A 26,533-nucleotide genomic window follows, 5' to 3' on the forward strand; every position below is an offset into this window, starting at 1 on the left:
CAGAACGCTTCTTTGGGACGCTGAAGTCAGAGTGGGTGCCCAGCAAAGGTTACAAGGAAATTGATGAAGCCAGGCAGGATATGACCAGCTTCTTCATGCGATACAACCGAATCAGGCTCCACAGCCACAACAACTACCTGTCGCCGATAGCTATGGAGCAGCAGGCGGCGTGATCACCGTAATCGGTGTCCGGAAAAACTTGACCAGAACACTTTAGCCGCGATGCGCCGCGCGGGCGGCGCTCGATCTCAAGGGCGCTGAAGATCCCAAGGCAAGCGCTTCGCGAAGCGCCCCCCGCACGGCGCTCGATCTGGAAAACACTGTTCGCCATGTACTTCAATACCCCCGCTGCGCCGGCCCATCACGAAAAATATGCTCAAGCCATAGGCAAATCCTTCATCACCCAGCCGCCCACTGGATCAAGCCTCAAGGTAAAGTCACAGGAAATTTCAAGGCGCCCGCGAACGGCGTCAACGAGGTGCCTGTGGCTTCCTACACCCTGCGTCAACTCAAATACTTCGTTACCACCGTCGAGGCCGGCAGCGTGGCCGAGGCCTCGCGCCAGCTGTACATCGCCCAGCCGTCGATCTCCACGGCCATCAAGAGCCTGGAAGAAAGCTTCGGCGTACAACTGTTCATCCGCCACCACGCCCAGGGCGTCTCGCTGACCCCCAGCGGCAAGCGCTTCTATGCCAAGACCAAGGCGCTGCTGCAGATGACCCACGAGTTCGAGCAGAACGCCCTGGCCGATAACGACACCGTGGCCGGGCAAATCGACATTGGTTGTTTCGAGACCGTGGCGCCCTTGTACTTGCCACGCCTGATCGCCGGTTTCCGCGAGCGTTACCCGGGCGTCGACATCCGCCTGCGCGACGGCGAACAGCAGGAGCTGATCCAAGGCCTGACCGCGGGCGCCTTCGACCTGGCATTCCTCTACGATCACGACCTCGATGGCACCATCGAGACCGAACCGCTGATGCCGCCGCAGAAACCCTACGTGCTGCTGCCTGAAAAGCACCGTTTTGCCGGGCAGGCGCAGGTGTCGCTGCGTGACCTGTGCCCGGAGCCGATGATCCTGCTGGACGTGGCGCCGAGCCGTACCTACTTCGTCAGCCTGTTCAACGAGCTGGGCCTGACGCCGAACATCGTGTTCAGCTCGCCCTCGATCGAAATGGTGCGCGGGATGGTGGGGCAGGGGTTCGGGTTTTCACTGCTGGTGACCCGGCCGCATTCGCCGTTCACCTACGACGGGCAGAAGCTGGTGACGCTGGACATCGCCGAGCCGGTGACGCTGTCGGGGTTGGCGGCCGCGCGTTTGAAGCGCGTGCAGCTGACCAAGCCGGCGCAGCTGTTTGTGGAATTCTGCCGGGAAGAACTGGGCAAGCTGTAAAAGCTTCGCGGGGCAAGCCCGCTCCCGCAAGGTATGTGCAGTGCTTGAACAGCTGCAACCCCTGTGGGAGCGGGCTTTCCCCGCGAATGGGGCGCAACGCGCCCCTAGCCATTTCAATGGATCATGCTTGATCCGGCACCACCGCAATCACATCGATTTCCATCAACCACTCAGCTTGGGCCAGCCCCGCCACCACCAGCCCGGTGGAGATCGGGAACACGCCCTTGAGCCACTTGCCCACCTCTTTGTACACCGGCTCGCGGAAGCGCGGGTCGGTGATGTAGGTGGTGGTCTTGACGATGTGCGACAGGTCCGAACCTGCTTCTTCAAGCAGTTGCTTGACGTTCTTCATCGCCTGCTCGGCCTGGGCCTGCGGGTTGCCCAGGCCAACCAGGCGCCCTTCGAAGTCAGTGCCAACCTGGCCGCGCACATAGATGGTGTTGCCGGCGCGCACGGCTTGGCACAGGTCGTTGTCCAGGGTCTGGTTGGGGTAGGTGACCTTGGTGTTGAACATGCGGATGCGGGTATGGGTAGGCATCAGTGGGCTCCGAGGGTGCTGACGTTGCTGATCGAGGTAGGTTGCTGTTCATCCGCTTCACGCTGGTCGCGGTCGCGGTAGGCCAGGTAGGTGCGTTGGGTGGCGATGTGGCCGGCGACGTGCTTGGCGTCGTGCCACACGCCCCAGATGAACGACGAGCCACGGCGCGACAGCCAGGGCAGGCCGAGGAAATACACGCCCGGCTCGCGGGCCACGCCACGCTGGTGCTGAGGCTTGCCGTTGGCATCGAAGGTGTCGACCTGCAGCCAGCTGAAGTCCACGCCGTAACCGGTGGCCCAGATGATGCTGGTAACGCCGGCCTGGGCCAGGTCGAGTTCGCGCAGCGGGTTGCTGACGCAATCGGGGTCGGGCAGGCGCTTGCGCGCTTCGGGCTCTTCCGGCAGGTCCAGGCCGTTGCGTTCGATGTAGGCATCGGCGGCGTCGAGCAGGGCCAGGTAGTTTTCGTCGCCGCGGCGGATGTTGTCGGCCAGGTTGTCCTGGAAGCGCGCCACACCGTTTTCGAACGACTGGGTCAGGCCGACCAGGGTCATGCCTTGGTGCGCGAGGGCACGGAAGTCGACGGTGTGGCCGCCACGGGCACCGCTGACGGCGATGGTCACATGCTCGCGGCCGGGCTTGGCGATTTCGGCATCCCACTCGCCCAACACACCCAACCACCAGCAGAAGTCCCGGTTGCGGTAGGCACGTGGCGGGCGGTCGTGGGCGCCGACCGACAGGTACACCTGGCGCCCGGCGCGCATCAGCTCTTCGGCGATCTGCACGCCCGAGGAACCTGCACCCACAACCAGTACGGCACCTTCAGGCAGCTGTTCAGGGTTGAAGTAGGCGGCGGAGTGGATCTGGTGCAGCTGCTCGTCTTTCGGCGCGATGGCCGGGATGACCGGGCGCTGGAACGGGCCGGTGGCGGCGACCACGCGGTTGGCGCGGATCACGCCCTCATTGGTTTCGATGGTGAAGCCTGGGCGGTCGGCATTGCGCACCACCTTCTTTACCTCGATGCCGGTGCGCACTGGCAGGTTGTACTTGCGTACGTACTGCTCGAAGTAGTCGGCAACCTGGTCCTTGCCAGCGAACGCGTCGGCGTCGAGGTTGAATTCAAGCCCCGGGAAGCGGTCGTGCCAGACCGGGCCGTTGGCGACCAGCGAGTCCCAGCGGCCAGTGCGCCAGGCTTCTGCGATGCGCTTGCGCTCCAGCACCAGGTGCGGCACGCCGAGCTTGCTCAAGTGTTCGCTCATGGCCACGCCGGCCTGGCCGGCGCCGACGACGAGGGTGTCGATTTCGATGTTGTTCATTGTCATGTCCGAGCCCTTGTTCAGGCGGTTTTTGTCAGGTCGGTTTTGGAGGACCGCCGTTACCTGGGGCCAGACTAGGGACGCTGGGCAAATCACGAAAATAGTATTTAGCTTGCACTTGCCGATAAAACGGCGAAGGCCTTGATGCATAAGGCTTGCAGCGATCATCCGAGCTGCTCTTCGAGTGTTTGTCAGGGGTGTTCGGCGCCTTAGTTTTTTCCTCTTCAAGGCACAGGAAAATGTTGGTTTCGCGCACGGGAGGGTTCTGTTCACATGGCCTGCAATCGCACAGAACAACAGGAGCACACACATGACCTTTTCCATCATCGGTCGCTGCCAGGAAACCGGCCAGGTCGGTATCGCAATCAGTTCGTCGAGCATCGCCGTCGGTGCCCGTTGCCCTTGGGTACGTGCAGGTGTCGGCGCCGTGTCCACCCAGAACATCACCCTGCCGGCGCTAGGCCCGCAGATTCTCGATGCGCTGGAGCAGGGCCAGCTGCCGCCGGCCGCGGCGCTGGACCGGGTACTCAGCGCCAACGGCTGGAGCGAGTATCGCCAGGTCACGGTGATCGACAGCCACGGGCAGGTGGCGCTGTTCACCGGCAAGGAAGCGCTGGGCGTGCACAACGCGGTGGCCGGTGAGCAATGCGCGGCGGCCGGTAACCTGCTGTCATCGGTGCAGGTGATCGAGGCCATGGTGCAGGCCTTCGAGCAGGCTGGCGGGCACCTGGCCGACCGCTTGCTGGCAGCCATGCACGCGGCAATGGCGGCGGGTGGCGAGGCAGGCCCGGTGCACTCGGCGGCGTTGAAGATTGCCGGCGAGCTGACGTGGCCGCTGGTGGACCTGCGCGTCGACTGGGCTGAGCAGGACCCGATCGGTGCACTCGATGGTTTGTGGCAGGCGTACCGCCCGCAAATGCAGGATTACGTTACCCGCGCCCTCGACCCCACCACGGCGCCCAGCTATGGGGTGCCTGGCGATGAGTGAGTTCAGCAGCCGCGCCTTGCTGGCCCGGCTGATCGGCTTTGCCACGGTCAGCCGCGATTCCAACCTGCAGCTGATCGGTTTTATTCGCGATTACCTGGCCGCGCTCGGCGTAGAGAGCGAGCTGTTTCACAACCCTGAGGGCACCAAGGCTAACCTGTTTGCCACGATCGGCCCCAAGGATATCGGCGGTGTGGTGCTGTCCGGGCATACCGACGTGGTGCCGGTGGACGGCCAGGCGTGGACGGTTGATCCATTTGAACTGACAGAGCGGGATGGGCGGCTGTATGGCCGTGGTGCCGCCGACATGAAGGGGTTCATTGCCTCGGTGCTGGCTGCGATGCCGGCGTTTCTGGCGCAGCCGCTGCGCATGCCCGTGCACCTGGCGTTCTCCTATGACGAGGAAGTTGGTTGCCTGGGCGTGCGCTCGATGCTTGCGGCGCTCGAACAGCGCCCGCACAAGCCGCGCATGTGCCTGATCGGCGAGCCCACCGAACTCAAGCCGGTGCTCGGGCACAAGGGCAAACTGGCCATGCGCTGCCAGGTGCATGGCGCCGCGTGCCATTCGGCCTATGCGCCTTACGGGGTCAATGCCATCGAGTATGCCGCCAGGCTGATCGGGAAACTGGGCGAGATCGGGGATGCACTGGCGTTGCCTGAGCAGCATGACGAGCGTTTCGACCCACCGTTCTCGACGGTACAGACCGGTGTTATCAAAGGGGGCAGGGCATTGAACATCGTGCCCGAGGAGTGTGCCTTCGACTTCGAGGTGCGTGCCTTGCCAGGCTTCGAAGCACAGACGGTGGCCGACCAACTGCAGACGTATGCCGAAGCAGAGTTGCTGCCCCGTATGCGCAAGGTGAATGCAGCCAGTAGCATCCGCCTGGAGCCGATCAGTGCATATCCGGGCTTGGCGACGCCAGCCGACAGCGAGGCGGCGCGGTTGCTCGCCAAGCTCTGTGGGTCGCAGGCTTTCGGCACGGTGGCCTTTGGTACGGAAGGCGGGCTGTTCGATCAGGCGGGTATCCCGACCGTGGTGTGTGGCCCGGGGAGCATGGAGCAGGGGCACAAGCCGGATGAGTTTGTCAGCGTGGAGCAGTTGCAGGGCTGTGATGCAATGCTGCTGAGGCTGGTGGATTACCTCCAGCAGGGCTGACGGCGACGGCCGCTTCGCGGGGCGAGCCCGTTCCCACAGATTGGACAGTTGTTCCTGGAACCTGTGGGAGCGGGCTTGCCCCGTGAATGGGCCGCAAAGCGGCCCCGAAGCCTCAGAAAGTCGCCTTGACCTGCAGGCCGACCACCAGCGCGTTATCGATGTCCTTCCCGGAGAAGGCACCTGGCTCGATGATGTACTGCACATCCGGGCGCAGGTTCAGCCACGGGGTAGCCTGGTAGCCATAGCTCAGTTCGATCAACTGCTCGGCACTGTCGATGTTCGGGAACTGCTGCCCGGCATTGAACGCGGCGTGTTCCAGCACGTCGCGGCTGCGCGGGTTGGGTACGGCGCGGCCATAGCCCAGCGACAGGGTGTCACGCGGGCGGCCTTCGAACGGCTTGTACAACACGACGCCGGTGCCATACCACTTGGTGAACGGCGAGGCTGCTTCGCTCGACGCCGAGTACTGGCCAAAGGCATGCAGGCTGCGGCCTGGCGAGCTGGCATCGTTCCACACCGCCTGGTCGATCAGCAGGTAATGGCCGCCACGGCCGGACACTTCCTTGTCGCTGCCGATGCGTTTGACGTCGGAGCTGTCGTAGTAGTAGCCCAGCTTGTACTCACCCGGCAGTTCACCCTGCAGTTTGTACACCAGCTCAACCGGTACCACCGTGCCGGTGGTGTGCTTGGGGCCCAGGTGCCAGGCGCGGCTGGAGTTGCCGTTGCTTTCCGGGTCGACGTTGAACGCCGCCACGCGCAGTTGCCAGGACGGTGACAGGTCGTACTTCACGCGTACACCGAGGTGCGCGTTGGGGTAGTTGGTCCAGCCGCTGCCACCGGACATGTTCAGCGGGTGGCCGCAGAAGCCGGCGTTCATGAAGTTGCACAGGATGCCGCTGTCCAGGCCGCCGAGGTCGTTGCCCATGGCCATGTAGCCGAGCTTGACGTTGAGCGCCGGGGTAAACAGGCTGCGCTCGTAGCTCAGTTCGGTCAGACGGGTGTACAGGCCACCGTAGTTTTCCTGGATCGGCAGGCGGTTGCCCACCAGGTCCTCCGAGGCGCTGTTGCCGCGGCGGTCGTTGATGGTCAACTGGACCTTGCCGCCGTTGTCCAGGCCATACAGTTTCGACAGGTCGAACTGCACGCCGAACTTGAGGTTCTGCGAGTAGCGCGCCGAACGGTGCAGGCCACCGTGGGCGTTGTAGGCGGTTTCACCGCTGTAGTCGCCGGTGATCTTGACACCGTCTTCCTCGAGCTGGTGACGCAAGCCACCCCAGTCACCGGTCATGGTGCTGCGGGTCAGGAGGTCACCGTCGGCCAGGGCAGTGGTGCTGGCCAAGGCCAGAAGCAGGGGAGAAGTGATACGAATAACGGATGGCATTGCTGGGTCTCGGTTGAACTGTCAGGGCCTCATCGCCGGCAAGCCGGCTCCCACAAGGGTTTGCATCGACCCTGTGGGAGCCGGCTTGCCGGCGATGAAAGCGACGCGGTTTACGGCAGAGCGTAAGAAATCACATAGTCGCCACGGTCAGTCGACTGACGGGCGCCGCCCGCAGTGATTACCACGTACTGCTTGCCAGTCTTCGGCGAGACATAGGTCATCGGGCCGCCCTGGCTACCCACCGGCAGGCGGGCCTTCCAGATTTCGTTACCGTTGCTGCTGTCGTAGGCGCGCAGGTAGAAGTCCTGGGTGCCGGCGATGAACACCAGGCCGCCTTGGGTCGACAGGGTGCCGCCCAGGGTTGGCAGGCCAATCTTGATCGGCAGGTGCATGCGGATGCCGAGCGGGCCGGTATCTTCCACAGTGCCGACCGGTACTTGCCAGGCCACCTGGCGGGTCTTCATGTCGATGGCAGTGAGGGTACCGAACGGCGGTGCCTGGCACGGGATGCCGGCGATCGACAGGAAGCGGTTCTTGTTCACCGCATACGGGGTGCCCTTGAGCGGTACAGCGCCCATGCCGGTGTTCAGCGCTTCGCCACCGGAAGCGGCCTGGCCCTTGTTCTGCGACGGGATCATCTGGATCCACAGGCCCAGGCGCATGTCATTGACGAAGATGAAACCATGCACCGGGTCGGTGGAGAGGCTGCCCCAGTTCATGCCACCCAGCGAACCCGGGAAGCTCAGCGATATGTCGGTGCCCGGTGCGGTGTACAGACCGTCATAGCGCATCTTCTTGAAGTCGATACGGCACAGCAGCTGGTCGTACGGCGTGGCGCCCCACATGTCCGACTCGGTCAGGGTCTGCGCGCCGATCTGCGGCATGCCCACCGATTTAGGCTGGGTTGGGGAGTACGGTTCGTTCGGGATGTCGCTTGGCTTGACCGGTACTTCGTCGACCTGGGTCAGCGGCTTGCCGGTGGCGCGGTCGAGCACGTAGATCTGCCCGGCCTTGGTGCCGATCACGACTGCAGGGACCGACTTGCCGTCGTCCTTGGTGAAGTCGATCAGGCTTGGCTGCATCGGCAGGTCGAAGTCCCACAGGTCGTTGTGCACGGTCTGGAACACCCACTTCTCGTTGCCAGTGGTCGCGTCCAATGCCAGCACCGAAGCGCCGTAGGTGTGGTCCAGCTTGTTGCGCTCGACACCGTAGATGTCGGTGGACGACGAGCCCATCGGCAGGAATACGGTGTTCATCGCCGGGTCGTAGGACATCGGCGCCCAGCTGTTCGGGGTGCTGCGCACATAGGTGCTGCCATCAGCCGGGGCGTTGCGGTCTTCCGGGTTGCCCGGGTCGAAAGCCCAGCGCATGGCCCCGGTGATCACGTCGAAGCCACGGATCACGCCGCCTGGCATGTCGGTCTGGACGTTGTCGGCGACACGCCCGCCAACCACCACGGTGGTACCGGCCATCAGTGGCGCGGAGGACAGCTGGTAGAAGGAGTCCGGCACATCACCGAGGCCTTCCATCAGGTTGACCTGGCCATTGTTGCCGAAGCCCTGGCAGAACTCACCGGTGTCGGCATCAACGGCGATCAGGCGGCCGTCGATGGTGTTGGTCAGCAGGCGACGCTGGCAGTTGGCACCGGCCGCTACGCTGCTGACGGTGATCGGCGAGCTGTTCGGCTGGGTTGGCTGGGCGATCGGCGCGGTGGCGTCGAAGTACGCCATGCCGCGGCAACGCTGCCAGACCTTGGACTGGGCGTTGATCTCGTTCTTCCACAGCTCTTTGCCGGTGTCGGCATCGAGCGCGATCAGGTTGTTGTGCGGGGTGCAGATGAACACCTTGTTACCGACCTGCAGCGGGGTCAGCTGGTCTTCGGCACCGTTGCCGTCGCTGATGGCCACGTCGCCGGTGTGGTAGGTCCACGCCACCTTGAGCTTGTCGACGTTGTCGCGGTTGATCTGGTCCAGCGCGGCGAAGCGGCTGCCACCTTCGGTATTACCGTAGTGGGCCCAGTCCTTCTGCTCCTTGCCGGCTTCTACCGGGGTCATGCCCGGGCCTTTGCCGGTGGGCGCGACGCTTGGGTGGGCAACGAACATGTTGCCGGCGGCGATCACGAGCACCACGGCCAGCACACCGGCGATGCCGTAGGCACCACGGCCGGTGCTACCGCCATTGGCGCGGACCAGCAGCGGGTAGACCAGCGCCACGACCATGCCGATTGCGCCGAACATGAACAGGCGCGAGAACAGCGGCCAGAACACCAGTCCGGCGTCGATCACTGCCCACAGTGCAGTACCGACCAGGAAAGCAGCGTACAGCCAGGCACCAGCTTTTTTGCGCCGGGCGATGAGCACCCCAGCGATGGCCATGGCCAGGCCGCCGATCAGGAAGTACCAGGAACCGCCCAGGCCAGCCAGCTTGATGCCGCCAGCAGCCAGGAGAAGGCCGAGCAGGGCGACGATAACGCCCAAGCCGACCAGGATGATTTTTGTGGCGCCAGAGGCGCGCGGTGTTTCGTTCATGCCAGGGATCTCAGCAGGTGGAATGGGCGCAGTTTAAGCCCTTAGCAAGCTAATTAACAAGTTAGTACATAATATTGTGAGGCTGATTGTCGCAGGGTTGAACTTGCGCGGTTGTCGCGAAAAGTGTAGATCACGCGGTGAAGTCTGCGGCAAACAACGTGTTTGCTCGCGGTTGATGAACGTGGATCATACTTTTGTCTTAGTCCTGAAGGCCTGCCGTAAAGCAGGCCTTTTTCTACTTAGAAGCGATAATTGCCGGTCAGGATTGCCGCCCGGCTCGCGCCGTACTCGACGGCCGATGAGCGTGCAGCGCCGCCCCTCTGCTGACGCACCCGCTCCACATAAGCCTTGTCGAATACGTTGTTGACGTTCAGCTGAAGGTCCAGTTGCCGGCTCACGCGATAACCGAGCATGGCATTGTGAAGCCAGTAGGCATCGAGCTTGGCGGTGGTGCTGGAGGTCACGTTGCGTTCGCTGACATGCCGGGCGCCGTAGCCTAGGGTCCAGTCATCGGTGACCTGGTAGGTAGTCCAGAGGTTCATCGAGCGGGGCGGTGTATTGCCCAGTGCCTGGCCTTTGCTGGCGAAGCTCTTCCCCTCGGCGGCGGCTTCGAGGGTTTCACTGTCCAGGAAGGTATAGTTGGCAAACACCGTCCAGCGCTCGCTCAGGTGGCCCGTGAGCCCCAGCTCCACGCCTTGAACGCGTTGTTTGCCGGACAACTCGGTGGAGCCGTCCGCCAAGGCTTCGCGGGCGTTGCTCTTGATGATTTGAAATACCGCCGCATCCAGTTCCAGCCGCTGGTCAAGCAAGTCCCACTTGCTGCCCAGCTCCCAGGTCTGATTCCTTTCCGGGGCAAGGCCTGCGGTTGCCACGGTTAGATCGCGCCCGTTACCGGCCAATGCTTCGGCCGACGGGTTGAAGGAATTGCCCCAGGCGAGGTAGACGCGGCCGTGCTCCGTTGGCGAGTAGACCAACCCTGCACGGCTGCTCAGGGTGTTGTCCTCGGTGTTGAGCGCCGAGTTGCGAACGTTGGCCGCGGAGTAACCTTTGGCGCTGCCGGTGAAGCGGTCATGGCGCAGGCCAAGGTGCAAGCTCCAGGCGTCATTCAGCGCCACGGTGTCGAACAGGTACAGTGCCTGGTCGGTCAACGCGGTTTTGCTGTACCCCATGACAGCCTTTTGCTGCGGCCCGGTCCAATATACGGGCGGGTTACCCAGTTCATAGCCGTTGCCTGGGTAATGTTCTTTGCCAAGGCCGTGATGGTAGGTGTTCAAGTCCAGCGTCTCGCGGGACAACTCAACGCCAACTACCCAATCATGCCTCATGCCCAGCAACTGATTGTGGCCACGCAGGCTGGTCTGGCTGATCCACATGTACGTGCTGGCATCGCGGCCATACCCCTGTGGCCCAGCCGGGCGGTAACGCCCAGGCGGCAAACCTTCGGTGTTGACATGGGAGGCAGACACCACCGTGTCGCGCTTGAGCTGCCCATGGCGGGCCAACTGCTGCAGCTGCAATTGTTCGTTGAAGTCGTGCTCCAGCTTGAGCGTGAACTGGTTCTGCTCGATGTGTTCCTTGTCGAGGTTTTTCCAGCCGAAGTAGGCCTTGCGGTCGACACCTGTCAGGCGCTTGCCATCCAGGGCTGGCACACCGTAGTCGGGCAGGTTGTCATCAACCTGATGCAAGGCGCTCAGGGTCAGCCAGGTGGCGTCGCTCAGGCCTAGCTGAAGCGCGGGCGCGATGCCCCAGCGCTGCTGTTCGATGCCGGGGCGGCCAGGCACCTCGTTGCGGTGCGTCATCAGGTTGATGCGCACTGCACCGCCTTGGCCGATGTTGCCCAGTGGCTGGTTGCTGTCCAGGGTCAGGCGTTGATAGTCGGCGCTGCCCACGCTGCCACCCAGGTGGGTGAAGGGCTGGTACTGCGGCTGCTTGCTGATGAGGTTGATGGTGCCGCCGGTAGTGCCGGCACCGCCAAACACCGAGTTGGGGCCTTTGATGACCTCGACCTGCTCGGTGTTGAACGTGTCGGAACGTGTGGTCTGGGCGCTGTCGCGCAGGCCGTCGACCTGGATGTTGTTGTTGGCGGAGAAGCCACGGATGTTGATGCTGTCGCCCGAGCCGCCACCGCCTTCACCGGCATTGAAGGTGATGCCGGAAACATTCGACAGCACCTGGCGCAAGCTGAGCGCCTGTTGCTGAGCAAGCACGGGGGCAGGCACCACCGTGATGGTCTGCGGTGTGTCGAGCAGCGGTGCAACCTGCTTGACCGACGCTGAGCGTTCGGTGCGCGGGCTGATGGCGGCCGGCGCTGTGACATCGGTGTCCTGCAGTTCGATGGCCGGTGGCGCGGCGAGGGCGGTGCCGCAGAAGGAGGCGGCACCCAGGCCGAAGGCGGAGCTGCGCAAGGCGTTGCGGATCGTGCGGTCGGTAGCGATGTGATGCATGCGGGAAGTCCAGCGTTGGGGTTGAAGCCGTGCTGTGAGTAGCGTTTCACAGGCGAGCGGGGGCACTGCGCCATGGCCGGGAGCCGCGCAGGCGTTAAAAGGGGCTGTTTGGAGCGGTCAGGTCAGCTGGCTGGCCAGGGCGCTGCGCTGCTGTAGAACACGGCGAGCCAGACAGTGTGGGTGCCGGGGGCGGTCCACTCGACGCGATGGCGGCAGTGGGCGGGGATGTCGAGGCAATCACCCGGTGCCAGCAGCCGGGTGTGCGCTTCATGTTCCAGGCGCAGCCCTGCACCGCCGCTTAGCAGTACGATCCATTCGCCTTCGGGCTGGTCGTACCAGAAGCCTGGCGGGCTGCATTGGCCGCTGGAAACGATACGTTCGATGCGTAGCCCGGGGCGTTGCAGCAGGTCATCGACGCACTCGGGCGCGGCAGGGTCGCAAGGGGGAAGGGGGGTCAGCACGTTGGCGGGTTTCATAGGAATACTCACTCTATGGGAGGTAATTCACTATGGACTGCATTGAAAGGCGGCGCGCTTCTTGACCGCCCATGCAGGATGTAGGACTTTTCTGAGACTTCAAGCAAAGGGAATCATATGGACAAGCTGCTGGCGATGAAGATGTTCACCGCGACCGTCGACGCCCAGGGCTTTTCCGCCGCAGCGCGCACGCTTGGGGTGGCCACTTCGTCGGTGACCCGCCTGGTCGATGCACTGGAGTCGGCGCTCGGTACCACATTGCTCAACCGCTCCACGCGCCAGGTCACCCTGACTGAGGCCGGCGCCCGATATTACGCCCGTGCACGGGACATCTTCGCAGCGTTGGAAGAGGCCGACGCCAGTGTCGCCGACCGTGGCAATGAGCCTGTCGGTGTACTGCGCCTGTGCCTGCCGGTGGAGTTCGGCCGGCGCGTGATAGCGCCGCACCTGGGGCCGTTTCTGGCGCGCCATCCTGCGCTGGAGCTGGACATCGACATGAGCGACCGTCTCGACGACCTGCTGGACGGCCGCTACGACCTGTCGATTCGCCTAGGCGACCCTTCGCCGAACGACGAACTGGTGTGCCGGCAGCTCGGCCGCTTCGAGCGTTGGTTGGTGGCTAGCCCTGAATACCTGGCTGGGCGCGAAGCGTTGCAGCACCCCGGGCAATTGCTGGAGCACGCCTGCCTGCGCTTTCGCTACGGGCAGAAGGCGCGGCCCTGGCGGCTGCAGCGCGGCGACCAGGCCCTGGAACTGGACGTGAGCGGCCCGCTGCGCAGTGCCAACGCCGACCTGCTGCGTGAAGCAGCATTGGCGGGCAGCGGCATCGCGCTGCTGGCCGACTGGCTGGTCCGCGAAGACGTGCTTGCTGGCCGTTTGCAGCGGCTGTTCAGCGATTGGCGGATCAGCCCTGGGGCCGCCAACGACAGCATCAATGCCTTGTACCTGCCCAACCATCGCGGGTCACGGCGCGTTCAGGCCTTCATCACGTTCTGCGAAGGCCTGATCGCGCCTTGAGCTGCTGGCGTTGCGCGCGGCGCAAAGGCTCGTTGCGCCGCGCCTGGATTCCCTTGCCAGCACGGCCCCGCTAATGTGCCCGGCATATTCCACCCCAATGCCGAGGAATCTCGCATGAACCCCTCTCTTGCCGCCACCCAGGCCACAGCGCCGGGCCTGAGCCGCGCCCTGGTTACGCTGCTGGCGTTCTGCTGCGGCGCGATCGTCGCCAATATCTACTATGCCCAACCCATCGTCGGGCTGATTGCCCCGGACCTTGGCTTGTCCAGCGAGCGGGCCAGCCTGATCGTCTCACTGACCCAATTGGGCTATGCACTGGGCCTGTTGTTGCTGGTGCCGTTGGCCGACCTGGTTGAAAACCGCCGCTTGATGATCGTCACCGCAGTACTTGCCTGCGTGAGCCTGCTGCTGGCAGGCACCAGCGGCCATGGTCAGGGCCAGTTGTTTCTCGGCTATGCCTTGCTGATCGGCTTCAGTTCGGTGGCGGTGCAGATGCTTATCCCGCTGGCTGCGCACCTGGCGCCGGAGCAACAGCGCGGCCGGGTGGTGGGCAACATCATGGGCGGCCTGCTGCTGGGCATCTTGCTGGCGCGGCCGCTGTCGAGCCTGGTGGCTGACCATTTCGGCTGGCGCACGGTGTTCATCGGTGCGGCGGGCCTGATGCTGGCGATCATCCTGCTGTTGGCGTTGACCCTGCCGCGGCGTGTGCCCGACCACAAGGCCAGCTATGCCCAGCTGATGGTGTCGTTGATCGCCCTGTTGCGCCAGCACGCCGTGCTGCGCCAGCGTTCGCTGTATCAGGCGTTGATGTTCGCGGCCTTCAGCCTCTACTGGACGGCAGTACCACTGGCCCTGGCGTCGGAGCATGGCCTGTCGCAAAGCCAGATCGCGTTGTTTGCCCTGGTGGGCGCGGTCGGCGCCATCGCAGCGCCGATGGCGGGGCGCCTGGCCGATGCCGGCCATGCCCGCGCCGCTTCACTGTTGGCCCTGATCCTGGCGCCCGCGGCGCTGCTGCTGGGGTTGACCACCCCGGGGTATAGCGTGGTCGGCCTGGGGCTCACCGGCGTATTGTTGGATTTTGCCGTGCAGATGAACATGGTGATCGGCCAGCGCGAGGTCTATGCGCTGGACCCGGCCAGCCGCGGCCGGCTCAATGCGCTGTACATGACCAGTATCTTCCTCGGCGGGGCCGTGGGCTCGGCAGTGGCCAGTGCGCTGTTTACCCACTATGGCTGGCAGGGCGTGGCAGTGCTGGGCGCCGCCTTGCCTGGCATCGCGCTGCTGGTGTTCCTGCTGGCTTCGCGGCGCAAACCCTAGCGCCCGAGCGGCAATGCCACGCCAATCAACGCAAACAAGCCCCCGCAGCAGCGATTGAAACCTCTACCCCCCTTGGCCAGCCAAGGCTTGATACGGAACGCCAACCGCGCCAGCAGGTATTCGACCACGAATTCCACGCTGGCGAAGGTCGCTGCCATGATCACGAACTGCACGAACAACCCCCGCTGCGGGTCGATGAACTGTGGCAGGAACGCCCCATAAAACAGCAGCACCTTGGGGTTGGCCATGGCCGACAGCAGCCCTTGGCGGAACATCCCGGCATTGCTCAGCCGTGCAGCCCGGGTATTCACCTCCAGCTGCAGCGCCGGGCTGCGCCACAGCTGGATACCCAGCCACAGCAGATACGCGCCGCCCACCCACTTCAGCACGGTCAATACAGACGCCGATGCCTGCAGCAGGGCAGTGAGCCCGAACATGGCCAAAGCGATCAATGCGCTGAAGCCGAACACCCCGCCAACGATGGTGAACAAGGTGCGACGCGCGCCATACAGTGCGCCGTGGGTCAGGGCCAGCAGGCTGTTCGGGCCGGGTGTCAGTGACAGGCCGATGCTTGCCAGCAGGTAGAGAAGCCAGGTGTCCAGAGCCATGTCAGCGCCTTGCGTCAGTCAATGATCAAGGGCGCAGTTTAAGCGACCACAGCGAACAAGCAGGGTATTATCCGGACATCTGATGGTTGTTTCTGGACATCCTTGCATGCCCCCCGATATTCGCCTGTTGATCCTGCCATTGACGGACTTCGCCTTGCTGCCGTTCGGTGCGTTTCTCGACAAGCTGCGCTTCAGTGCCGACGACGAAGACTACAGCCGCCAACGCTATTGCAGCTGGACACTGGCCGGGCTAACCCGCGAGCCCGTGGTGTCGAGCAGCGGCGCGGTGATGCAGGTGGAAGCGATTGCCGAGCAGCTCGCGTTGGCCGACTACGACTACCTGGTGCTGTTCGGCAGCCGCAATGCCGCGGCCACTGCCGGCCTCGCGCCACGCTATGAAAGCCTGCTAAAGCGCGCCGCCAAGGCGGGCGCCAAGCTGGTGGCCATCGACAACGCGGCTTTTCTGCTGGCGGCCTGTGGCTTGCTGGACGGCTACAAGGTGGTTGTGCATTGGCGGCATGAAGCTGAGTTTCGCGCCTCATTTCCCCACCTGCAGTTGCTGCCCGAGCAGCTGTACTGCATCGACGGTGCACGTATTACCTGTGCCGGCGGTACCGCGGCCATCGACCTTGCGGTAGCCCTGCTGGCGGCCGCCTGCGGTCGCGCACGCGCGCTCAAAGGCCTGGCCGACATGCTGGTGGATGAGTCCCGCGATAGCCGCCACGCCTTGCGATCACTGGACGCCGAGGCGGGGCAGGGGCGTCAGGTACAACGCGCATTGGCGTTGATGCGCCATCATTTGGGGGAGCGTTTGACTATCGAACGACTGGCAGCGGAACTGGCGATCAGCCGACGGCAACTGGACCGGCAGTTCCAGGCCAGCCACGGCATGAGCGCCAAGGCCTGGTGGTTGGAAATGCGCCTGCAGCAGGCCCGGTGGCGCCTGCTCAATTCCAGCCACAGCCTTGCGCAAATTGCCGACGAGGTGGGGCTGGGTGACGCGAGCTACCTGGGCCGGTGCGTGCGCCGGCGGTTTGGCTGCACGGCGCTGGCGCTACGCCGTGATGGTCACTGCGGGGTTCCGAACAACCCCGTCCAGTAAATGCCCGCATCGCTCTTCGGGTCCACGGCATAAGCAGCACCGACCTCACGGAAGTCCGGGTTCATCAACGTGGCGCAATGTCCGGGGCTTGCCAGCCAGCCATCGACCACTTTCTGCGCGGTGTCGCGCCCGGCGGCGATATTCTCGCCAATCTGTTGGTACAGGTAGCCCGCGAGCTCCGCACGGTCGCCCGGCGTACGCCCGTCGCGGTCGATGTGGTCGAAGAAGTTCTGGTTGGCCATGGCCCGCGTATGGTTGGCCGCGACCCCCGCCAGGGCAGTGCTCCAGCTAAGCGCAGGGGCTGCGGCGAACGGTTGCCCACCGCATTGGCGCGGGGCCTTGCGTGCAACGTTGATCGCCTGCATCAGCTTCTGCCCCTCGGCCTGCCAATCGCCGAGGCGCCCGCTGAGCAGCGGGCGCGCCAGCACCACGCGCCAGTCGCGGCCCTCCTGGCTGACGCCAATGTCGACGAATTGCGGGTCGAGCACCACCTGGCAGAAGCTTTCTTCGATGGCGTGCATGGCGGCGCGGGCATCGCGCGGGCCGGACAGGCTGATGGCCTGCACGTTGACCATCGGGTAGGCGGCACGGGTCATGGCCTGCTGCAGGTCGCGGGTGCCTTCTGGCGACAGCGCCAGGCGGGTATCGCTGTTGAGCGGTGGCAGCTCCAGCGATGCTTCGCCGCCGCAAGGCTGAGCCTGGCTGCGGTAGGCATTGATCGAATCGATCAGTTGCGCCTCTTCGCCGGTGGCCGCCAGGCTTGAAGTCGAAACGACCAGGCCCAGCGACAAGGCGGCAACGGATGACAGGACGCGCATGTGGATCTCCCTGTGACTGGCAGCGTCTTGGTATGCGCTGCTCATCCTACACAAGCCCAAGGCTTTTGGCCCGGTGTCGTGCAAAGCAAAAAACGCCAGCAAAGGCTTGAAGGTGGCAAAAGAGGGAGTAGACCACTGTGGGCCTGAAAAGTGCGACGGTTTGGTAATCATTCGTAACTGTGCCGAGAAACAGTGGTCGCCAGGCTCAGGGCGACCACTGCCTGGTGAACGGCTCGGGTCAGCGCGCCAGTGCCTGGTTCGGCTTGTAGAAGAGGAAGTGACGGGTTTCGGCGGTCCTGCGGTAGGCCTTGGCCCAGTCCGGGCGCACCCTGCGGTCATGGAAATACAGTGCGCCACCGGTACTGTCCTTGAGCTGCTGGTTGAGCGCCTTGCGCGCAATCTCTTTGGCGATGTCATAGCGCTGCGGTTCCTCGACCTGGTCGGAGCGCCCGTCACACCACCAGGAAAACTGGCAGGACTTGCTCTCCACACCCTGCTTGACCACCCCGCAGATCGAGTCCGGGAAGCCGTCCTTGCCCAATCGGTTGATCACCACGCTGGCCACTGCGCTCATGTCTTTTTCATCGGCGCCTTTGGCTTCCCAGTAGATGGTGCGTGCCAGGCAGGTGATGCTGTCGTCCATCGGTGCCTGGCCCGCCGGGTCGACCGCCTTGACCTCGACAGGCGTGAGGGTTTCGGCCTTTTTTGGTGGTGGCGCGTCTTCGACCACTTTTTTCTCCAGCACCTCGGCCTTGTCTTCGGCCACTGCGGCCTTGGCAGTGTCGGCAGCATGTGTAGGGCCTGCGAGCAGGGCCGAGGTCAAGCCGATCACCATCCACGAAAGGCGCATGGTCGAGGTTCCGAACTGTGGGTTGCTTGACAGTCTAGCCAAGCGTATTCAATTCAGCGAAAGCATTAACACCAAGGGCAAGGTCACGGCGGCGGCCACCGTCTGCAGGGCGATGATGGTCGCCATCAACGGTGCGTTGCCGCCCATCTGCCGTGCCATCACATAGGATGACGAAGCCGTCGGCAGCGCCTGGAACAGCACCGCCACCACCGCCGCCTGACCGCCCAGGCCAAGCAGGCGGCACAGGCCCCAGGTGGTCAAGGGCATGACCAGAAATTTGAACATCGAGGCGGCCAGCAGCGGCCGCACCTGGCGGCCGATGCTGGCGCCACCCAGCGCGGCGCCGACGCACAGCAGGCCCAGGGGCAGGGCAGCCTGGCCCAGTGCTTTGACCGTCGGCTCGATACCTGCCGGCAAGCCCAGGCCAGTGACGCGCAGCAGCAACCCACCGGCACAGCCGACGATCAGCGGGTTGGCGAAGATCGCCCGCAGCACCGTGGCCGGGGAGCTATGGCGTGCACTGAAACGAGCGAACACCAGCACACACAGCAGGTTCACCAACGGCACGATGGCGGCATTGGCCACCGCCGCCAGTGCAATGCCGGCACTGCCGTAGATACCCGCCGCCAACGTGGCGCCGATGTAATTGTTGAAACGCACGCCGCCCTGGAACACCGAGGTGAAGTCCGCACCGTCGTGGTTCACCGCGCCCTGATACAGCACCAGCAGCGCAGCGCCGAGCACGGTCGAGAGCATCAGCACGCCGACCATGCCCAGCACCGGCACGCCATCAAGGTTGGCGGTGGCCAGGCCGTGGAGAAACAGCGAGGGCAGCAGCACGTAGTAGCTCAGGCGCTCCGCGCCCGGCCAGAAATGCTCCCCGAGAAAACCGTGCACGCGAAGCAGTGTACCCAGGGCGATCAACAGAACGATGGGCAGCAAGGTGGTCAGCAGCAACTGGAGCATGGGTGACGGTCCGTGGTCGGGTACCGGCACAGGGTAGCTTGGCTGACTGATTGGTAAAAACGCTGATTTCTGCAGTGACTGTTGAGAAAAACTGCAGGGTTATCGCAGCCCGATCAAGCTTCCAGTGCGGTCTTCAACACTGCACTCAGATGCCGTCGCTGGCTTTTCTCATGCTCCAGCAGCACCACCCGCCGTTTCAGCTGCGGTTCGCCAAACGGCAGGCAGGTGGCCGGCGGCAAGCGCTGCAGGTCTTCGTCCGACACGGGGATGATCGCAACCCCCAGGCCCATCACCGCCATGTGCGCCAGCGCTTCCTGGCTGTCGAGCTCCATCTGTTCGCTGACCTGCAGGTGCTGGCGGCGCAGTTCCTGTTCGATCTGCCGGCCAGCCCAGGCGCGCTTGTCGAAGCGCAGAAACGGCTGGCTGGCCAACAGCTGCGGCAGGCTCTGGCCAGCGAGCTCGGGGCTGGCAATGGCCCAGAAGCGGTCCTCGAACAAGGGCGTGAAGTCCAGGCTCTGCGGGTAGGGGCTGACTGGCTCGGTGGTGATGGCAGCATCCAGGTCGCCGTCCTCTATGCGCCGCGCCAGTTCCGCCGACATGCCCGACGCCACGCTGATGTGCAGGTCAGGGTGATGTGCCTTGATCCACACCAGCGCCTTGGGTAGGCGCCGCGCCAATACCGTATGGATCGCGCCCAGGCGCAGCCGGCCGCGCAGGCGCGGGCCGCTGGCCAGGGCATCGGCCAGTTCGTCGTAGGCCGCCAGGATGGTTTCGGCCCGCGCCACGGCCAGCTGCCCGGCCTCGGTCAGCACCACCTGCCGGCGGCTGCGGTCGAACAATGGCACCTGCAGCTCATCCTCCAGCGTCTTGATGTGCAAACTCACCGCCGAGGGCGTGAGGCTGAGCAGGTCGGCGGCACGCGCGAAGGTGCCATGACGAGCGATTGTCACGAGGGTACGCAAGGCTTTGAGGGACACGCGGACAGGCTCCGGAAGGAAGTATTTCATTCTGTGGCCGGATGGAATGCCTGGCAACCTGCGCAGTCCCACCTGTTATGTGGGTACGACACCCGCGCATCCCAAGCCATGGAGACACGACATGAAAGCAGTGCTATTCACCGCGTTACTGGCCACCGCCGGCCTCGCTCAGGCCGCGCAGACGGTGGAGCTCAAGCTCGCCGGGCCCGATGGCCCCGGCAAAGTGATCGGCACCATCAGCATCGAACAGAACAAATACGGCACCGTGCTCACGCCGGACCTCAAGGACCTGCCGCCAGGCGTGCATGGCTTTCACCTGCACCAGAACCCCTCGTGTGCACCGGCCGAGGAGAACGGCAAGCCCGTGCCTGCAGGCGCAGCGGGCGGCCATTGGGACCCGGACAAGACCAATGCGCACAAGGGTCCCTATGACGACAGCGGCCACCGTGGTGACCTGCCAGCGCTGTATGTCGGCGCTGACGGCAAGGCCACTTACCCCGTATTGGCGCCACGCCTGAAGGCGGCTGATTTCAAAGGGCATGCGCTGATGGTGCATGCCGGGGGTGATAACCACAGCGATCACCCCGAGAAACTCGGTGGCGGTGGTGCACGGTTTGCCTGCGGGGTCGTTGAGTAACGACAGCGCCAGTGGGCTGGCCGCGCACCCCGCAGCCAGCCCACGGTTTTCACCTGGCCAGCGCGCTACGCACTTTCACGGCCTATCAGCTCACATTCCAGCAAGTTCAGGCGTTGCACCTCACCCTCATGCGTCACCGCCCCCAGGTGCTGCAGTACTCGCAACGCAGCCAACTCGCCAATCTGCCGCGATGGCGGGCGCAAGGTGGTCAGGCTCGGCAACAGCATTTCGGCAAACGCATAGTCACCAAACCCCACGATTGCCATGTCCTCGGGCAGCCGCAGCCCGGCGCGCTGGCCGGCGAGGAGGGCACCTGCAGCCAGGTTGTCGTTGGCGAAGATGATCGCCTGCGGCCGCGGGCTGCGCCGAATCAATGCCTCCATGGCCTGCTTGCCCGCTTCGAACGGAGCGGTATTGGCAGACGGCACAAACACCCAGGGCTCAAGCCCGACTGCCTTGAGCGTTTCGATGTAACCGTCGCGCCGCTCCAGGGCACTCAGGTCGCCCGCAGCGCTGTTCTGCACGAAGGCGATCCGTCGGTGGCCCTTGTCCAGCAGGTAACGGCAGGCCTGCACGCCAACCTGATGATGCAGAAAACCAACCTGCAAAGGCGTGCGCTGCGGGCTGTAGTCCCAGATCTCCACCACCGGCACGTCGGCGTCCGCCAGCATTTTTTCGGTGCCCGGGCTGTGAAAACGGCTGGTGACAACCAGCGCAGCAGGCGACCACCCCAGAAAGGCACGCACGGCGCTTTCTTCCTGCGCCTCATCGAAGTAACTGGAAGCCAGGAGCAGCTGATAGCCGTGCTGGCTGAGGGTGTCGCTGAAGGCCTGGATGGTCTGGGCGAAGATCGGGCCGGAGATGTTCGGGATCACCATGCCGACGATTCGCCCGCGGGCCGACGCCAGGCCGCCAGCCACCAGATTGGGTACATAACCCAACGCTTGCACGGCGGCCTCGATGCGTTCGCGCAGGGGCGGTGACACCTGCTCGGGCTGGTTGAAGTAGCGCGAAACGCTGATGGCCGAGACCTCGGCCGCGCGCGCCACTTCGGCGAGGGTGACCCGGCCGGCGCCGCGGCGTTTGCGGGGTGAATCCTTGGCTTGGCTCACAGGTGGATTCCTGGATGAAATGCCGCGATGTTAGCGCTAACGTGCAGGCCGCTGGCAAATAGCTTAATGGCATATAAATCTGCTTTTTTAGTATTTGACCTGCTAAGCAGCGGTCCTGATACTTGCTCATGTTAGCGCTAACAAGCGCTGCTGTTGGCAAGCGCCTGCCACTCGCACGAGCGAGACCAGACACCCACAGCAACATCCGTGTCGGCCCATGCCCGGGCCTGGTCTGGTCTCGATTGGCAGAGTGAGCATCATGCATATAAGCCGTAGCGCCTTCCCCTTTACCCAACACCACCCTTTGGCTGCCGCCGTGCTGCTGGCCGCCGTCGGCCAATGCGCCCAGGCCGCAGAGACGGTCGAGCAAGCGCCGCAGGCCACGTCGCTGGGCGCGGTGACCGTCACCGCCACCCGGCGTGAATCGACCCTCCAGGAAGTACCGGTGGCGGTGTCGGTGGTCGATGGCGAACAGCTTGAGCGTGACAACCGCAACAACGTTGCCAGCATCGTCCAGCAAGTACCCACCCTCAACTACCGTGCCGGTGCTTCGAACAAGGACACATCGCTGTTCATCCGTGGCGTGGGCACCATCTCCACGTCCCCAGGCGTGGAGCCTACCGTGGCCACGGTGGTGGATGGCGTGGTGTTCGGCCGCCCTGGCCAGTCCACCCTCGACCTGCTCGACCTTGAGCGCATCGAAGTGCTGCGCGGCCCGCAGGGCACGCTGTTCGGCAAGAATGCCTCGGCCGGTGTATTGAACGTGGTGAGTAAAGCCATCCCCGAGCACACCCAGGGCTACGTGGACTATTCACACTTCGGCGGGGGTGACGAAAACCGCCTGCGCTTTGGCATTGGCGGGCGCCTGAACGAGCAGTTCAAGGGCTCGCTGAGCACCCTATGGGGCGACTACGACGGCAACGTCGAAAACGTCGCCAATGGCCATGACGTCAACGGTTACGGGCGCAAAGGTGTGCGCGGCAAGCTGGAGTTCGAGCCCAGCGAAGCCCTGCGCCTGACCCTGATCGGCGACTACATGAAGGGTGAAGACACCTTGCCCAGCGGCGTGGTCACCCGCGCCAGTACCGCCTTCACCAACCAGCTTCGTCCGGTAACGCCAAGCGCCCACAACCGCGACATCAACAGCGACTTCAAAACCCATGTCGAAGACGAGAACCAGGGCCTGTCGGCCCAGCTCGACTGGCAGTTGGGCGATTACACCCTGACTTCGATCAGCGCCTGGCGCGGCTGGGACAACACCCAGTACCAGGACGGCGATCGCCGGGCCTTGCTGCCCGTGACCGCTTCCCACGACAAGGGCACGGTTGATTACGACCAGTACAGCCAAGAGTTTCGCCTGACCTCGCCCAAAGGGCAGTTCAACGAATACGTGCTGGGCGCCTTCTACATGCATGGCACGTCCAACGAAACCTACCAGCGCCTGTCGGTCAATGATGCTGTGGCCAACCGCGGGCGGGCGGATTACTCCACCACCAACGACAGCGTCGCCCTGTTCGGCGAAAACACCTTCAACTTCACCGACGACTTGCGTGCCATCTTCGGCCTGCGCTGGACCCACGACGACCTCGACTATGACCACCGTCGCGTCTCCACAGCCGCCACTGCCGTGACCGGCATCCAGCCATCCACGTCCAGCTCCGGCTCGGTGGACGAGGACGGCTGGAGCGGCCGCACCGGCCTGCAGTACGACTTCAACGACAACCTGACCGGCTACGTGACCTATTCGCGCGGCTACAAAGGCCCGGCCTACAACGTGTTCTTCAACATGCAGCCGCGCGACACCGATGCGCTCAAGCCGGAAACCTCCGACGCTTATGAAATCGGCCTCAAGGGCACCGCGCTGGACAACCGCCTGATGGCCAACCTCGCGGTGTTCCACACCGACTACGACGACTACCAGGCCAACTTCTTCGATACCGTCGCCAACCAGGTGGTCACCCGCCTGGTCAACGCCGGCAAGGTCAAGACCCAGGGCGTGGAGCTCGACGCCAGCTTCCAGGCCACCCGCCAGCTCAAACTGTCGGCGGCGATGGCCTACACCAAGGCCCGGGTCGACCACTTCAACTGCCCGGTAGGCGCGGCGGCCAACTGCAACATCGATGGCGGCCACCTGCCGTTCACCCCGGACTGGAAAACCTACGTGCGGGCCGACTACACCATACCGCTGGACAACGGCCTGGATATCGAGCTGTCCAGCGACTACAGCTGGCAGGACGAGGTGCAGTTCAGCCTCGATCAAAACCCCGACACCGTGCAGGGCGCCTACGGTATCTGGAACGCCAGCATTGCCCTGGCCGACTACAACGACGGCTGGCGCGTGGCGCTGTTGGGCAAGAACCTCGGTGACAAGTCGTACGCGCAAATGCTGGCCAGTGGCGGGGACTACATCTACCGCTCGGTGCCACGCGACGACGGGCGCTATTTCGGCGTGCAGCTTCGCAAGGACTTCTAAGCGCGTTTTCAACGGTGGGAGATTACCCAGCCCTTCGGGCCGCACAGCGGCCCCTGCAAGGAGATCGACATGAATCGTCAAATGAGCCTCGGCGCCTTCCTGATGGCCACCGGGCACCACCTGGCGGCCTGGCGCCACCCGGATGTGCCGGCCGACCCGATGGACTTCGCCAGCTACCGGCGCGCCGCGCAAGTCGCCGAGGCGGCCTGTTTCGATGCGCTTTTCGTTGCCGACAGCGTCGCCGCGCCGACCGATGCCTTGGCCAGCCACAGCGCCCGCTCGGTGTACTTCGAGCCGCTGACCCTGCTGTCGGCACTGAGCGCGGTGACCGAACGCATCGGCCTGATCGCCACGGCCACCACCAGCTATAACGAGCCCTACCACGTGGCGCGCAAGTACGCTTCGCTGGACCATCTTTCCGGCGGGCGTGCCGGCTGGAACCTGGTCACTTCCGATGCCGCCGCCGAGGCCGGTAATTTCGGCCGCGATGCGCATATCCCGCACGCCCAGCGCTATGCCCGGGCCCGCGAGTTCCAGCAGGTGGTGCAGGGCTTGTGGGACAGCTGGGCGGATGACGCTTTTGTGCGCGACAAGGCCAGCGGCCAGTTCCATCGCCCGGACGCGGTACGCACCCTGGACCACGCAGGGGAGCACTTTCGCGTCAAGGGGCCGCTCAACGTTGCCCGTTCACCCCAGGGGCGGCCGGTGCTGGTGCAGGCCGGCTCCTCCGAGGCCGGTCGCGAACTGGCCGCCGAAAGCGCCGAAGTGGTGTTCACCGCCCAACCCAGCCTGGCCCGTGCCCAGGCCTTTTACAGCGACCTCAAGGGCCGCCTGGCGCGGCATGGGCGTGGCGAAGATTCGCTGAAGATCATGCCCGGCGTGTTTGTCGTGGTGGGGCGCAGTGCTGCCCAAGCGCAGGACAAGTTCCAGCAGTTCCAGGACTTGGTCGATCCCCGTGTCGGCGTCGCTTTGCTGGGGCGCATGCTGGGCAACTTCGACTTGTCCGGCTACCCGCTGGACGGGCCATTGCCCGAGCTGCCACCGACCCAGGACGGCCAGCGCAGCCGCCAGCAACTGCTGACCGAACTGGCCGGCAATGAACAACTGACCCTGGCCGAACTGGGCCGGCGCATCGCCGGCGGGCGAGGGCATTACAGCCTGGTCGGCACGCCATCGCACATCGCCGACCAACTCCAGGCCTGGTTTGAAGGCCGGGCCGCCGATGGTTTCAACGTGCTGGTGCCGCATCTGCCCCAGGGCCTGGAGGACTTCGCCAGCCAAGTGGTCCCCGAACTGCAGCGCCGTGGCCTGTTCCGCCGCCAGTACCAGGGCCGCACCTTGCGCGAGCACCTGGGGCTGGCGCGCCCCGTCAACCCCAACTTTGCCGAGCGAGGCCAACCATGAGCTACATCGCACACCCCGAGCGCTATGCGCGCATGCCTTACCGCCGTGTCGGCCGCAGCGGCCTGGTGCTGCCGGCCCTGTCCCTGGGCCTGTGGCACAACTTCGGCGATGCCACACCCATCGATACCCAGCGCGCCTTGCTGCGCACCGCGTTCGATGCCGGTATCAACCACTTCGACCTGGCCAACAACTATGGCCCACCCTACGGCAGCGCCGAGACCAACTTCGGCCGCCTGCTGCGCGAAGACCTGCGCAGCTACCGCGACGAGCTGATCATCTCCAGCAAGGCGGGCTGGGACATGTGGCCGGGGCCGTACGGGCAGGGCGGCAGTTCGCGCAAATACCTGATCTCCAGCCTCGACCAGAGCCTGCAGCGCCTGGGCCTGGACTATGTCGACATCTTCTACTCGCACCGCTTCGACGCCGACACGCCGCTTGAAGAGACCGCCATCGCCCTGGCCGATATCGTCCGCCAGGGCAAGGCGCTGTACATCGGCATCTCGTCCTACTCGGCCGGCAAGACCCGCGAGATCGCCGCGCTGCTGGCCGAGCTGCATGTGCCGCTGTTGATTCACCAGCCTTCGTACAACCTGTTCAACCGCTGGATCGAACATGACCTGCTGGACACCACCGCTGAGGTAGGCGCCGGCGTGATCGTGTTCACCGCCCTGGCCCAGGGGTTGCTCAGCGACAAGTACCTCGATGGCATCCCCGCCGATGCGCGGGTGAACCGGGCAGGCGGTGGCTCGTTGCTGCCCCAGCACCTGTCCGAGGCCAACATCGCCCGCGCCCGCGCCCTGAACGAAATCGCCCAGCGCCGCGGCCAGAGCCTTGCCCAGCTGGCCCTGGCCTGGACCCTGCGCGATCCACGGGTAAGCTCGGCACTGATCGGCGCCAGCCGGCCCGAGCAGATCATCGAGAACGTCGCCGCACTCGACAACCTGGCGTTCAGCGCCCAGGAGCTGGCCGAGATCGACCAGTACGCCGTGGAAGGCGGGATCAACCTCTGGGAAAAACCCTCGACCGACTGGAAGGAGTGAC

23 protein-coding genes are annotated in these 26,533 nt (G+C 64.4%); 11 read left to right on the plus strand and 12 right to left on the minus strand.

The features are described from left to right. Both ABEH27_RS23300 and ABEH27_RS23305 read left to right on the plus strand, forming a co-directional pair. Positions 1-173: integrase core domain-containing protein (locus ABEH27_RS23300; RefSeq protein WP_346612060.1), on the plus strand; the 173-nt coding region annotated here is incomplete at its 5' end. A 311-nt stretch (positions 174-484) separates the two neighbouring features. Then, positions 485-1,390: a LysR family transcriptional regulator gene (locus ABEH27_RS23305; RefSeq protein WP_346615825.1), complete on the plus strand. Its 906-nt coding sequence runs from the start codon at positions 485-487 to the stop codon at positions 1,388-1,390. Positions 1,391-1,511: 121 nt separating this feature from the next. Here ABEH27_RS23305 and ABEH27_RS23310 read toward each other — a convergent pair whose 3' ends face one another. Together ABEH27_RS23310 and ABEH27_RS23315 are read right to left on the minus strand one after the other, a co-directional pair. Beyond that, a complete protein-coding gene (locus ABEH27_RS23310) occupies positions 1,512-1,928 on the minus strand; it encodes a RidA family protein (RefSeq protein WP_346615826.1) in 417 nt (138 codons plus the stop codon). Beyond that, positions 1,928-3,247 carry an NAD(P)/FAD-dependent oxidoreductase gene (locus ABEH27_RS23315; RefSeq protein WP_346615827.1) on the minus strand — a complete coding sequence of 440 codons (1,320 nt, stop codon included), beginning with the start codon at positions 3,245-3,247 and terminating at the stop codon, positions 1,928-1,930. The genes ABEH27_RS23310 and ABEH27_RS23315 overlap by 1 nt, the downstream gene beginning before the upstream one ends. Positions 3,248-3,551: 304 nt before the next feature. Here ABEH27_RS23315 and ABEH27_RS23320 point away from each other — a divergent pair, with 304 nt between their 5' ends. After that, complete coding sequence (locus ABEH27_RS23320) at positions 3,552-4,229, plus strand: DUF1028 domain-containing protein (RefSeq protein ID WP_346615828.1); 678 nt, start codon at positions 3,552-3,554, stop codon at positions 4,227-4,229. After that, positions 4,222-5,382 carry an acetylornithine deacetylase gene (argE, locus tag ABEH27_RS23325; RefSeq protein ID WP_346615829.1) on the plus strand — a complete coding sequence of 387 codons (1,161 nt, stop codon included), beginning with the start codon at positions 4,222-4,224 and terminating at the stop codon, positions 5,380-5,382. The genes ABEH27_RS23320 and argE overlap by 8 nt, the downstream gene beginning before the upstream one ends. 112 nt (positions 5,383-5,494) lie before the next feature. Here the strand turns inward: argE and ABEH27_RS23330 are convergent, their stop codons facing one another. The 4 genes from ABEH27_RS23330 to ABEH27_RS23345 form a co-directional block, all read right to left on the minus strand. Next, entirely contained in the window at positions 5,495-6,763 is a 1,269-nt protein-coding gene (locus tag ABEH27_RS23330; protein WP_346615830.1) for a carbohydrate porin, read from the minus strand. A 110-nt stretch (positions 6,764-6,873) separates the two neighbouring features. Further along, positions 6,874-9,291 carry a glucose/quinate/shikimate family membrane-bound PQQ-dependent dehydrogenase gene (locus tag ABEH27_RS23335; RefSeq protein WP_346615831.1) on the minus strand — a complete coding sequence of 806 codons (2,418 nt, stop codon included), beginning with the start codon at positions 9,289-9,291 and terminating at the stop codon, positions 6,874-6,876. Between the two features lie 239 nt (positions 9,292-9,530). Further along, on the minus strand, positions 9,531-11,735 hold the full coding sequence (locus tag ABEH27_RS23340; protein WP_346615832.1) for a TonB-dependent siderophore receptor: 2,205 nt from the start codon (positions 11,733-11,735) through the stop codon (positions 9,531-9,533). A gap of 122 nt (positions 11,736-11,857) precedes the next feature. Next, a complete protein-coding gene (locus tag ABEH27_RS23345) occupies positions 11,858-12,211 on the minus strand; it encodes a cupin (RefSeq protein WP_346615833.1) in 354 nt (117 codons plus the stop codon). Between the two features lie 117 nt (positions 12,212-12,328). Here ABEH27_RS23345 and ABEH27_RS23350 point away from each other — a divergent pair, with 117 nt between their 5' ends. Both ABEH27_RS23350 and ABEH27_RS23355 read left to right on the plus strand, forming a co-directional pair. Beyond that, positions 12,329-13,228, plus strand: a complete 900-nt coding sequence (locus tag ABEH27_RS23350; protein ID WP_346615834.1) for a LysR family transcriptional regulator — start codon at positions 12,329-12,331, stop codon at positions 13,226-13,228. A gap of 114 nt (positions 13,229-13,342) precedes the next feature. Continuing rightward, positions 13,343-14,545, plus strand: a complete 1,203-nt coding sequence (locus ABEH27_RS23355; protein WP_346615835.1) for an MFS transporter — start codon at positions 13,343-13,345, stop codon at positions 14,543-14,545. Here ABEH27_RS23355 and ABEH27_RS23360 read toward each other — a convergent pair. Next, on the minus strand, positions 14,542-15,153 hold the full coding sequence (locus ABEH27_RS23360; protein ID WP_346615836.1) for a LysE family transporter: 612 nt from the start codon (positions 15,151-15,153) through the stop codon (positions 14,542-14,544). The two genes, ABEH27_RS23355 and ABEH27_RS23360, sit on opposite strands and share 4 nt — an antisense overlap. Before the next feature lie 106 nt (positions 15,154-15,259). Here ABEH27_RS23360 and ABEH27_RS23365 point away from each other — a divergent pair, with 106 nt between their 5' ends. Further along, positions 15,260-16,255 carry a helix-turn-helix domain-containing protein gene (locus ABEH27_RS23365; RefSeq protein WP_346615837.1) on the plus strand — a complete coding sequence of 332 codons (996 nt, stop codon included), beginning with the start codon at positions 15,260-15,262 and terminating at the stop codon, positions 16,253-16,255. Here ABEH27_RS23365 and ABEH27_RS23370 read toward each other — a convergent pair. The 4 genes from ABEH27_RS23370 to ABEH27_RS23385 form a co-directional block, all read right to left on the minus strand. Further along, positions 16,222-17,073, minus strand: a complete 852-nt coding sequence (locus ABEH27_RS23370; protein ID WP_346615838.1) for a CAP domain-containing protein — start codon at positions 17,071-17,073, stop codon at positions 16,222-16,224. The two genes, ABEH27_RS23365 and ABEH27_RS23370, sit on opposite strands and share 34 nt — an antisense overlap. 238 nt (positions 17,074-17,311) lie before the next feature. Continuing rightward, on the minus strand, positions 17,312-17,923 hold the full coding sequence (locus ABEH27_RS23375; RefSeq protein WP_346615839.1) for a cell wall hydrolase: 612 nt from the start codon (positions 17,921-17,923) through the stop codon (positions 17,312-17,314). Positions 17,924-17,971: 48 nt separating this feature from the next. Beyond that, positions 17,972-18,889: an AEC family transporter gene (locus tag ABEH27_RS23380; RefSeq protein ID WP_346615840.1), complete on the minus strand. Its 918-nt coding sequence runs from the start codon at positions 18,887-18,889 to the stop codon at positions 17,972-17,974. A gap of 113 nt (positions 18,890-19,002) precedes the next feature. Beyond that, complete coding sequence (locus tag ABEH27_RS23385) at positions 19,003-19,866, minus strand: LysR family transcriptional regulator (protein ID WP_346615841.1); 864 nt, start codon at positions 19,864-19,866, stop codon at positions 19,003-19,005. Positions 19,867-19,987: 121 nt separating this feature from the next. Here ABEH27_RS23385 and sodC point away from each other — a divergent pair, with 121 nt between their 5' ends. Further along, complete coding sequence (sodC, locus tag ABEH27_RS23390; RefSeq protein ID WP_346615842.1) at positions 19,988-20,503, plus strand: superoxide dismutase [Cu-Zn] SodC; 516 nt, start codon at positions 19,988-19,990, stop codon at positions 20,501-20,503. 65 nt (positions 20,504-20,568) lie between these two features. Here the strand turns inward: sodC and ABEH27_RS23395 are convergent, their stop codons facing one another. Further along, positions 20,569-21,615: a LacI family DNA-binding transcriptional regulator gene (locus ABEH27_RS23395; RefSeq protein ID WP_346615843.1), complete on the minus strand. Its 1,047-nt coding sequence runs from the start codon at positions 21,613-21,615 to the stop codon at positions 20,569-20,571. A gap of 259 nt (positions 21,616-21,874) precedes the next feature. Between ABEH27_RS23395 and ABEH27_RS23400 the strand changes: the two genes are divergently transcribed. The 3 genes from ABEH27_RS23400 to mgrA all read left to right on the plus strand — a co-directional run bounded on the left by ABEH27_RS23400 (position 21,875) and on the right by mgrA (position 26,532). Continuing rightward, on the plus strand, positions 21,875-24,088 hold the full coding sequence (locus tag ABEH27_RS23400) for a TonB-dependent receptor (RefSeq protein ID WP_346615844.1): 2,214 nt from the start codon (positions 21,875-21,877) through the stop codon (positions 24,086-24,088). Positions 24,089-24,157: 69 nt separating this feature from the next. Continuing rightward, a complete protein-coding gene (locus ABEH27_RS23405; RefSeq protein WP_346615845.1) occupies positions 24,158-25,492 on the plus strand; it encodes an LLM class flavin-dependent oxidoreductase in 1,335 nt (444 codons plus the stop codon). Continuing rightward, positions 25,489-26,532, plus strand: a complete 1,044-nt coding sequence (gene mgrA, locus ABEH27_RS23410; RefSeq protein WP_346615846.1) for an L-glyceraldehyde 3-phosphate reductase — start codon at positions 25,489-25,491, stop codon at positions 26,530-26,532. The genes ABEH27_RS23405 and mgrA overlap by 4 nt, the downstream gene beginning before the upstream one ends. The last annotated feature ends 1 nt before the right edge of the window (position 26,533 follow it).

The sequence above is a fragment of the Pseudomonas sp. P39-UII1 genome (assembly GCF_039672635.1).
In the GTDB taxonomy this organism is placed as follows: Bacteria; Pseudomonadota; Gammaproteobacteria; order Pseudomonadales; family Pseudomonadaceae; genus Aquipseudomonas.

Excerpts from the sequence above, each read along its gene's own strand:
- ABEH27_RS23310 (WP_346615826.1), bottom strand. The coding sequence starts at position 1,928 with ATGCCTACCCATACCCGCATCCGCATGTTCAACACCAAGGTCACCTAC.
- ABEH27_RS23315 (WP_346615827.1), bottom strand. The coding sequence starts at position 3,247 with ATGACAATGAACAACATCGAAATCGACACCCTCGTCGTCGGCGCCGGC.
- ABEH27_RS23320 (WP_346615828.1), top strand. The coding sequence starts at position 3,552 with ATGACCTTTTCCATCATCGGTCGCTGCCAGGAAACCGGCCAGGTCGGT.
- argE (WP_346615829.1), top strand. The coding sequence starts at position 4,222 with ATGAGTGAGTTCAGCAGCCGCGCCTTGCTGGCCCGGCTGATCGGCTTT.
- ABEH27_RS23330 (WP_346615830.1), bottom strand. The coding sequence starts at position 6,763 with ATGCCATCCGTTATTCGTATCACTTCTCCCCTGCTTCTGGCCTTGGCC.
- ABEH27_RS23335 (WP_346615831.1), bottom strand. The coding sequence starts at position 9,291 with ATGAACGAAACACCGCGCGCCTCTGGCGCCACAAAAATCATCCTGGTC.
- ABEH27_RS23340 (WP_346615832.1), bottom strand. The coding sequence starts at position 11,735 with ATGCATCACATCGCTACCGACCGCACGATCCGCAACGCCTTGCGCAGC.
- ABEH27_RS23345 (WP_346615833.1), bottom strand. The coding sequence starts at position 12,211 with ATGAAACCCGCCAACGTGCTGACCCCCCTTCCCCCTTGCGACCCTGCC.
- ABEH27_RS23350 (WP_346615834.1), top strand. The coding sequence starts at position 12,329 with ATGGACAAGCTGCTGGCGATGAAGATGTTCACCGCGACCGTCGACGCC.
- ABEH27_RS23355 (WP_346615835.1), top strand. The coding sequence starts at position 13,343 with ATGAACCCCTCTCTTGCCGCCACCCAGGCCACAGCGCCGGGCCTGAGC.
- ABEH27_RS23360 (WP_346615836.1), bottom strand. The coding sequence starts at position 15,153 with ATGGCTCTGGACACCTGGCTTCTCTACCTGCTGGCAAGCATCGGCCTG.
- ABEH27_RS23365 (WP_346615837.1), top strand. The coding sequence starts at position 15,260 with ATGCCCCCCGATATTCGCCTGTTGATCCTGCCATTGACGGACTTCGCC.
- ABEH27_RS23370 (WP_346615838.1), bottom strand. The coding sequence starts at position 17,073 with ATGCGCGTCCTGTCATCCGTTGCCGCCTTGTCGCTGGGCCTGGTCGTT.
- ABEH27_RS23375 (WP_346615839.1), bottom strand. The coding sequence starts at position 17,923 with ATGCGCCTTTCGTGGATGGTGATCGGCTTGACCTCGGCCCTGCTCGCA.
- ABEH27_RS23380 (WP_346615840.1), bottom strand. The coding sequence starts at position 18,889 with ATGCTCCAGTTGCTGCTGACCACCTTGCTGCCCATCGTTCTGTTGATC.
- sodC (WP_346615842.1), top strand. The coding sequence starts at position 19,988 with ATGAAAGCAGTGCTATTCACCGCGTTACTGGCCACCGCCGGCCTCGCT.
- ABEH27_RS23400 (WP_346615844.1), top strand. The coding sequence starts at position 21,875 with ATGCATATAAGCCGTAGCGCCTTCCCCTTTACCCAACACCACCCTTTG.
- ABEH27_RS23405 (WP_346615845.1), top strand. The coding sequence starts at position 24,158 with ATGAATCGTCAAATGAGCCTCGGCGCCTTCCTGATGGCCACCGGGCAC.
- mgrA (WP_346615846.1), top strand. The coding sequence starts at position 25,489 with ATGAGCTACATCGCACACCCCGAGCGCTATGCGCGCATGCCTTACCGC.